The 7,864-nt window shown below is 68.8% G+C and carries 6 protein-coding genes; 4 read left to right on the forward strand and 2 right to left on the reverse strand.

What is annotated here, in order from left to right; all coding sequences use genetic code 11:
- Positions 1-76: 76 nt before the first annotated feature.
- Positions 77-829: a maleylpyruvate isomerase family mycothiol-dependent enzyme gene (locus tag D3654_RS13550; protein ID WP_120522014.1), complete on the forward strand. Its 753-nt coding sequence runs from the start codon at positions 77-79 to the stop codon at positions 827-829.
- On the opposite strand, the gene D3654_RS13555 is transcribed toward D3654_RS13550, so the two are convergent.
- Positions 735-2,303 carry a DNA-3-methyladenine glycosylase 2 family protein gene (locus tag D3654_RS13555; protein ID WP_120522015.1) on the reverse strand — a complete coding sequence of 523 codons (1,569 nt, stop codon included), beginning with the start codon at positions 2,301-2,303 and terminating at the stop codon, positions 735-737. The genes D3654_RS13550 and D3654_RS13555 overlap by 95 nt on opposite strands.
- Before the next feature lie 79 nt (positions 2,304-2,382).
- On the opposite strand from D3654_RS13555, the gene D3654_RS13560 reads away from it, so the two are divergent.
- Positions 2,383-3,075, forward strand: a complete 693-nt coding sequence (locus tag D3654_RS13560; protein WP_120522016.1) for a DNA-3-methyladenine glycosylase — start codon at positions 2,383-2,385, stop codon at positions 3,073-3,075.
- Here the strand turns inward: D3654_RS13560 and D3654_RS13565 are convergent.
- On the reverse strand, positions 3,072-3,704 hold the full coding sequence (locus tag D3654_RS13565) for a GNAT family N-acetyltransferase (protein ID WP_120522017.1): 633 nt from the start codon (positions 3,702-3,704) through the stop codon (positions 3,072-3,074). The genes D3654_RS13560 and D3654_RS13565 overlap by 4 nt on opposite strands.
- 158 nt (positions 3,705-3,862) lie before the next feature.
- Between D3654_RS13565 and D3654_RS13570 the strand changes: the two genes are divergently transcribed.
- Both D3654_RS13570 and tyrS read left to right on the forward strand, forming a co-directional pair.
- Positions 3,863-6,091: a HelD family protein gene (locus D3654_RS13570; RefSeq protein ID WP_120522018.1), complete on the forward strand. Its 2,229-nt coding sequence runs from the start codon at positions 3,863-3,865 to the stop codon at positions 6,089-6,091.
- Positions 6,092-6,149: 58 nt separating this feature from the next.
- On the forward strand, positions 6,150-7,460 hold the full coding sequence (gene tyrS / locus D3654_RS13575; protein WP_120522019.1) for a tyrosine--tRNA ligase: 1,311 nt from the start codon (positions 6,150-6,152) through the stop codon (positions 7,458-7,460).
- Positions 7,461-7,864 lie beyond the last annotated feature (404 nt).

Genomic DNA, 7,864 nt, shown 5'->3' on the forward strand with positions numbered 1-7,864 from the left:
GGGCGGCGTTCCAGTTCACTGGAACGCCGCCCTGTTCTGCGTTAACCGGCCTTAACTCTTCCGATAGCATGGCCGCATGACCGAGATCACGCCGCAGGCACTCCTGGCCGAGCTCCACAAAGCAGCCGCCACCGCCACGTCCGTCGTCGCCAAGCTGGACGACTCAGCCGTCGCCGCCCCGTCCGAACTGCCCGGCTGGAGCCGCGGCCATGTCCTGGCCCACCTCGCCGGCATCGCCAACGCGATGGCCCGCCAGCTGGAGTACGCCGCGCGCGGCGAGACCGTCGAGCTGTACGACGGCGGCTACGAGGGCAGGAACCGCGACATCGAGTTGGCCGCCGGGCACGACGCCGCCCAGCACTGCGAGGCGGTCGGTACCGCGATTGCCCGAGTCCTGGCGGCGTTCGACGCCCTCGGCGAAGATTCCTCAGATGAAACCGGCTGGTCCGCGCCCATCAGCTACCGCAACGGAACAGTGTTCGACGGCGGCCAGGCCCTCTGGCGCGAACTCACCATCCACACGGGCGACCTCGGCACCGGCTTCGGCCCCGAAACCTGGAGCCGGGCGTTCTGCGAGCACCTGTTCCGTTTCCTCGAGGCCCGGGTCCCGGACGGCATCAAGCTGGTGCTGCAGCCGCTCGCGCTGCCGCAGCTGACCCTCGGCTCCGGCGCCCGCTCCATCGCCGTCAACGGCATGATCACCGACATCGCGGCCTGGCTGGCCGGCCGCACGCCTACGCTGGGGAGCCTGCGGGCGACGGAAGCGGCCGACGGCGTGGAGCTGCCGGAGCTGCTCCCGTGGCCGTCGGGCGCGCCGGCGGCAAAGTAGCGGCCCGCCACAGGTGCATGGTGGCGTAGGAACGCCACGGGCTCACGTTGCCGAAATCCGCGGGCAGGCCGTCCCCGGCCGGCAGGGCCTTCAGCCCGTTCCGGACCGCGGCGTCGTTGGCCAGCAGCACGTCCGGTTCGCCGGGCACCCGCATCGCGACGTACCCCACCGTCCAGGGCCCGACGCCGGGCAGCGGCAGGAGCTTCGCGGCCAGGGTCCGGTGGTCGTCGCCGTAGCCGAAGTCCAGCTCCCCGGAAGCCATTGCCCGGGCCGCGGCGAGTACCGAGTCGATGCGGCGGCGCGGCCCGCGCAGCAGTTCTCCGCCGGCGTCCGCGATCTGCGCCGCTGTCGGGAATAGCCGGTCGAGCCCGTCCGGGTCCGAAAGCACAGCGCCGTCCGGCAACACCGTCCCCGCCGCCGCCAGGCCGGTCAGCGCCGTCCGCGCCGCCGCCACGGTGATCTGCTGGCCGATCATCGCCCGGATCAGGAGCTCCGCGGGGTCCACAGCACCCGGCAGCCGGATCCCGGGAACCGCCCGCACGGAGGCGCCGAGCCGCGGATCGCGGGCCAGCACTTCGTCCACGGCCACCGGGTCGGCGTCGAGGTCGAACAGGCGGCGCACCCGGCTCAGCAGGACCGGCAGGTCGTGCAGGTCGATGCTGCTGACCGAGAGGGTCAGCGCGCGGGAAGCCGGGCCGGAAGCCGTGCTGCCGGCGTCGAACTCCACCCGGAAACGGGCAGCCGAACGCGGCAGCCGCAGGGTGCGCGCATAGCTGAACACGCCGCCGTCGGGCGCTTCCGCGTGCTCGATTCCCGGCACGGCGCGGACGGCCAGGAAGCTGAAGATCCCCGGGTCGAACGGTTCACGGAACGGCAATTTCACGCTCAGCGCCGATGCCGCCGCGGGCTTGCCGGTGCGGCGGGCCGTGGCCCGCACGGCGCTTGGCGTCAGCGCGAAGACTTCGCTGACCGTGTCGTTGAATTGCCGCACACTGTTGAAGCCGGCGGCGAACGCGACGTCGGCGAGCAGCATGTCCGTGGAGACCAGCAGGGTCCTGGCCGTTTGCGCCCGGCTGGCCCGTGCCAGGGAGAGCGGCCCGGCGCCGAGCTCTTCGCTGAGGATCCGGTTCAGCTGCCGGGCCGAGTAGCCCAGTTGCCGGGCCAGTCCCTCGACGCCGGAGCGGGACACCACCCCGTCGTTGATCAGCCGCATGGCCCGGCCCGCCACGTCGGACCGCAGGTTCCACGCCGGCGTCCCGGGCACGGCTTCCGGCAGGCAGCGCTTGCACGCCCGGTAGCCGGCTTCATGCGCCGCGGCCGAGGTCTCGAAGAAGGTCACGTTGGCGGCCTTGGGCGTGCGCGCCGGGCACGACGGCCTGCAATAGATGCCGGTGGAACGCACGGCGGTGACGAACTGGCCATCGAAACGCGTGTCGCGCGCATCGATGGCCCGGTAGCGCTGCCAGAAGTCCATGGCTCCATGCTGCCAGCCCTGCGTCCGGCTTTCTAGCGGAAATCGGACACGGCCGCGAGGGCTCTGTTAGGGTCGGCACATGACCGGCCAGGAGGCTCCCGGCATCAGGGAGATGCTGTCCGCGGATCCACGCGAGGTGGCTCCGTGGATGCTCGGCGCGGTGCTCAGCCATCGCTCAAGCCAGGGCATGGTCTCGGTGCGCCTGACCGAGGTGGAGGCCTACCTTGGCCCGCACGACTCCCACCACCCGGATCCCGGTTCGCACACCTTCCGCGGCCGGACCCCGCGGAATGCGCCCATGTTCGGCCCGGCCGGCCACCTCTACGTCTACTTCACGTACGGCATGCACTATTGCTCCAACATCGTCTGCGGGCCCGACGGCGTGGCCTCCGCACTGTTGCTGCGCGCCGGCGAGGTGGTCGAGGGGCTGGAGCTCGCCCGCGCCCGCCGCCCTGCGTCGCGCTCGGACACGGACCTCGCCAGCGGTCCCGCCCGGCTCGCCACCGTCCTGGGGCTGACGACGGCGGACAGCGGTAACGACGCGCTGGCCGAACCGTACGGGCTGCTGCTGCCCGCGACGCCGGTCCCGCCCGAACTGCTCGCAAGCGGGCCCCGGGTGGGGGTTGCCGGTGATGGCGGAACCCACCAGTATCCTTGGCGTTTCTGGATCGCCGGGGACCCCACCGTGTCGAAGTACAAGCCGGCCGTCCGCAAGGTCCGCAAACCGGCCAGCGGCGGCCCGGGACCGGATCCGGGGCAGGAGAACCCTTAGCCGGCCAGCAGGCAGGAACCGGTGGCCGGGGCCGGCGGCTGCTGCGCCGGCTGCTCGAACGGCATCAGCCGCTCCAACAAAGCGTCGCGCAGCGGCGGCCACTCGTGGCTGAGGATCGAATACACGTCGGTGTCGCAGCGGCCGCCGTCGGGCGCGAAACGGTGCCCGCGCAAGGTGCCTTCGTAGCTGGCGCCAAGCCGCCGGATAGCCCCCGCGCTGCGCGTGTTCCGGGCATCGCAGCGGAACCCCACCCGGTGCACGCCCAGGACGTCGAAGGCGTAGGACAGCAACAGCTGCTTGGCGGCCGGGTTCACGTGGCTGCCCCAGAACGGGCGCCCGTAGAAAGTCCCGCCGATTTCCAGGCGTTGCTGGCGCGGATCGTAGTCGCAGAGCGAGGTGGTGCCCAGCATGGCACCCGTCCGTTGCTCGACCACGGCGAAGGCGATCACCGCGGGGTCGGCGATGCGGGAGGCGAAAAGCGCTTCGAGCTCCCCGGAGCTCAGCGGTTGACTGGCCGCCATGCCGGACCACATGCCGGCGTCGACGAAATCAAAGAGTGCGCGGGCGTGCGCGGGGGCGAGCGGAACCAGGCTGATTCCGTGCCGGCCAAGGGCCACATCGTGCTGCATTGCAGCATCTAAGCACCGGCGCCGGCTGCCGGGAATGCAGCAGAGGTTATCGGCGCGTGAATTTTTCGTGACACCCCGGCGGGTGGAGCGTTTCACACGCGTTGCGCAAAAGCGCTGTAGAATGGACGGTCCGTCATTTCACATAGGGGAACGTTTCGATGCACGACGCTGATTTGCTCCACGAACGCGAGTACGTGGCCGGGCTCTACGCGCGGCTGGACGAGCTGCGGGAAGAAAAACGGAGCCAGCTCGCGCAGGTCCGCCGCGCCGGCGCGGTGGGCACCATGCAGAACGTGTCCGAACGAGACGCCTTCGCGGCCCTCTACGAAGACCGCCTGGCCCAGCTCGACGCCGTCGACGAACGCCTCGTTTTCGGCCGCCTCGACCTCGACTCCGGCGAAGCGCAGTACATCGGCCGCATCGGCCTCTCGACGGCGGACCTGCAGCGGCTCATGGTCGACTGGCGGGCCCCCGAAGCCGGCCACTTCTACCAGGCCACCGCCTTCGACCGGCAGGGCGTCCGCCGCCGCCGGCACCTGATCCTGCAGGGCCGCGAGGTCAAGGCGATCGAAGACGACGTCCTGGACACCACCATGCTGGACGGCAGCGAATCCATGCAGGGGGAGGGCGCGCTGCTGGCAGCCCTGAACTCCAAGCGCACCGGGCGCATGTCGGACATCGTCGGAACCATCCAGGCCGAACAGGACCGCATCATCCGCTCGGCCATGTCCGGCGCGCTGGTGGTCCAGGGCGGCCCCGGAACCGGCAAGACCGCCGTCGCGCTGCACCGCGCCGCCTACCTGCTGTACACCCACCGGGAACGGCTGAAGTCCGCCGGCGTGCTCCTGGTGGGCCCGTCCTCGTCCTTCATGCACTACATCGAACGCGTGCTGCCGTCCCTCGGCGAGACCGGCGTCGTCATGACGAGCCTCGGCAAGCTCATGCCCGGCATCAGCGCCGTGCCGGAAGAGGATCCCGCCGTCGCCGCGCTGAAGGGCAGCCTGGACATGGCCGCCGTCGTCGCGAACGCCGTCGCGAACCGCCAGCGCACGCCCGCCGAGGACCGCCTCCTCGAGGTCGATTCCCGCAAACTCAAGCTCACGGTGAGGCAGGTCAAGCGTGCCCGCGAACGGGCCCGGGCCACCGGCAAGCCGCACAATGAAGCCCGCGTGACGTTCGTGAAGATCCTGCTCCGGGAACTCACCGAACAGCTCACGGACATGGTGGAGGCCGCAAATCTCGGCAACAACGCCGACCGCGCCTACCTGGCCGAAGACGTCCGCACCGCCCGGGACGTCCGCATCGCCCTGAACCTGTGCTGGATGCCGATGACCCCGGAGAAGCTGATCTCCGAGCTCTTCAGCAAGCCCGCCATCCTGGAGGCCTGCACCCCGGACCTCAGCCCGGAACAGCGCGCCCTGCTGCTGCGCCCGGCCGACGCCCCGTGGACAGAAGCGGACGTTCCGCTGCTCGACGAGGCCGCCGAGCTCCTGGGCGAACTGGATGCCGCGGCCGGCCGCGGACTGGCCCAGCAGGAACAGGACCGTGCCCGCGATCTCGCCAACGCCAAGCAGACCCTGGCCAACATGGAAGCCATGGGCGTCAATGTCCTCATGACCGCGGAGGAACTGGCCGAACAGAACCAGGAACGCGAAACGCGGCTCACCGCCGCCGAACGTGCCGTCAGCGACCGCACCTGGGCGTTCGGGCACATCGTGGTCGATGAAGCCCAGGAACTTTCGCCCATGCAGTGGCGCCTCCTGGTCCGCCGTTGCCCGCTGAAGTCCTTCACGATCGTCGGGGACATCGCTCAGACGAGCGCCTCGGCCGGTGCCAATTCCTGGCACGGCGCCCTCGCGCCGTCGTTCGGTGACCGCTGGCAGCTGGAAGAGCTCACGGTCAACTACCGCACGCCTTCACAGATCGCCGAGGCCGCCGTGCGGATGGCCAACCGCGCCGGCCTGGTCGTCTCGGCGCCCAAGGCCGTGCGGGAAGGCCGCTGGAATCCGCTTGTGGACCGCGTGGCGGAGGACGATCTCGTCTCCCGCCTCCTTGAGGTGCTCCCCGAAGAACTGGACGTGCTCGACGGCGGCCTGCTCGCCGTGATTGCCGACGGACCCCTGTTGCCCGCGGCAGCCACCGCCCTGCGCGGCGCCTACGGCCACCGCGTCGGAAGCGGGGCTGGCAGCTACGAACAGGACATCGTCGTGATCAGCCCGAAGGAAGCCAAGGGCCTGGAATTCGACGGCGTCGTGGTCCTGGAACCGGCTGCCATGCTCAACCACGAGCACGGAAAGGTCGGCGACCTGTACGTCGCCATGACCCGCCCCACCCAGCGCCTGAGGCTCATCACCTCGGCGCCGCTGCCGGCAGGAATCGAACGCTAAGGCGCCGGCAACGGAGCGGACACCGGAACCGGGCGCCAATCCTGCTAACTTAGAAGCCGTGTCACACGTAAACAACCTCGAGTCCCAGCACAACGACCCGGGCTTCGCCAACATCTGGCAGGAGCTCAAATGGCGCGGCCTTGTCCACGTTTCCACCGATGAGGCGGAACTGGAAAAGCTGCTCGCCGGGGACCCGATCACCTATTACTGTGGCTTCGACCCCACCGCGCCGTCCCTGCACCTGGGCAACCTCGTGCAGCTCCTGGTCATGCGCCGCCTGCAGCTCGCCGGCCACAAGCCGCTCGGCCTGGTGGGCGGCTCCACCGGCCTGATCGGCGACCCGCGCCCGACGGCGGAACGCACCTTGAACACCAAGGACACCGTGGCCGAATGGGTCGGCTACCTGCAGGCACAGGTCCGCCGCTTCCTCAGCTTCGAGGGCGACAACGCGGCCCGCATGGTCAACAACCTGGACTGGACCGCGCCGCTGAGCGCCATCGACTTCCTGCGCGAAATCGGCAAGCACTTCCGCGTGGGCACCATGTTGCGCAAGGACGCCGTCGCCTCCCGCCTGAGCTCCGAGGAAGGCATCAGCTACACCGAGTTCAGCTACCAGATCCTGCAGGGCATGGACTACCTCCAGCTCAACCGCGACTACGGCTGCGTGCTGCAGACCGGCGGCTCGGACCAGTGGGGCAACCTGACCAGTGGCACCGAACTGATCCGCAAGGTGGACGGCAAGAGCGTGCACGCCCTGGGCACGCCGCTGATCACCAACGCCGACGGCACCAAGTTCGGCAAGAGTGAAGGCAATGCCATCTGGCTGGACGCCCACATGTGCAGCCCGTACGCGTTCTACCAGTTCTGGCTGAACACGGCTGATGCCGACGTCGTCGACCGCCTCAAGGTCTTCACGTTCCTCAGCCGCGCCGAGATCGAGGCCCTGGAGACATCCGTAGCGGAACGCCCCTTCGCCCGCGAAGGCCAGCGGAAGCTCGCCTACGAAGTCACCTCCCTGGTCCACGGCGTCGACGCAACCGAGAAGGTCATCGCCGCCTCCGCCGCAGTCTTCGGCAACGGCGACCTCAGTGTCCTGGACGAAGCAACCCTTGCAGCGGCCACCGCTGAGCTGCCGTCCGCAAAGATCGACGCCGACGGCCTGGGCATCATCGACCTGCTCGTCGCTTCGGGCCTCTCCGACAGCAAGTCTGCCGCCCGCCGCACGGTGGGGGAGGGCGGCGCCTACGTGAACAACACCAAGGTGACCGACCCCGACGCCGTCATCGCCCCGGGCCAACTGCTCCACGGCCGCTACCTCCTGCTCCGCCGGGGCAAGAAGAACCTGGCCACCGTGGAAGTGAACGCCTGACCGAATATCGCGCCCGCCCTGCCGACACGTAACTGCACGCCTTTCCGCAGCTGACTTGCGCAGCCGCGGGGAGGCGTGTAGTGTTTCTTGGGTTGCCGCCACTGAGGGGCAACGGCCTCCCATTGATTGTGAAGAATCCGCCTCCGGCAAATGCCAGGAAATCGGATTATTTGCAGTCCCTTTGGAGGGAATTCGATTCATGAAAGTGAATTCGGGATAAATTCCCGGATTTGCAAAGTGAAATCGGATGAAATAAGATTGAAACATCGCAGCGAAGAAAGCCGGAATGAAAGATTCCGATGAGTATTCGAATTGCTTCTGTTGTTTGAGAACTCAATAGTGTGCCAAGTTTGTTGATACCGATTTTTTTATGGATTGGTTATTGCCGGGTTGCCCGCACCCCC

The sequence above is a fragment of the Arthrobacter celericrescens genome, from assembly GCF_003614925.1.
GTDB classification, from domain to species: domain Bacteria; phylum Actinomycetota; class Actinomycetes; order Actinomycetales; family Micrococcaceae; genus Arthrobacter; species Arthrobacter celericrescens.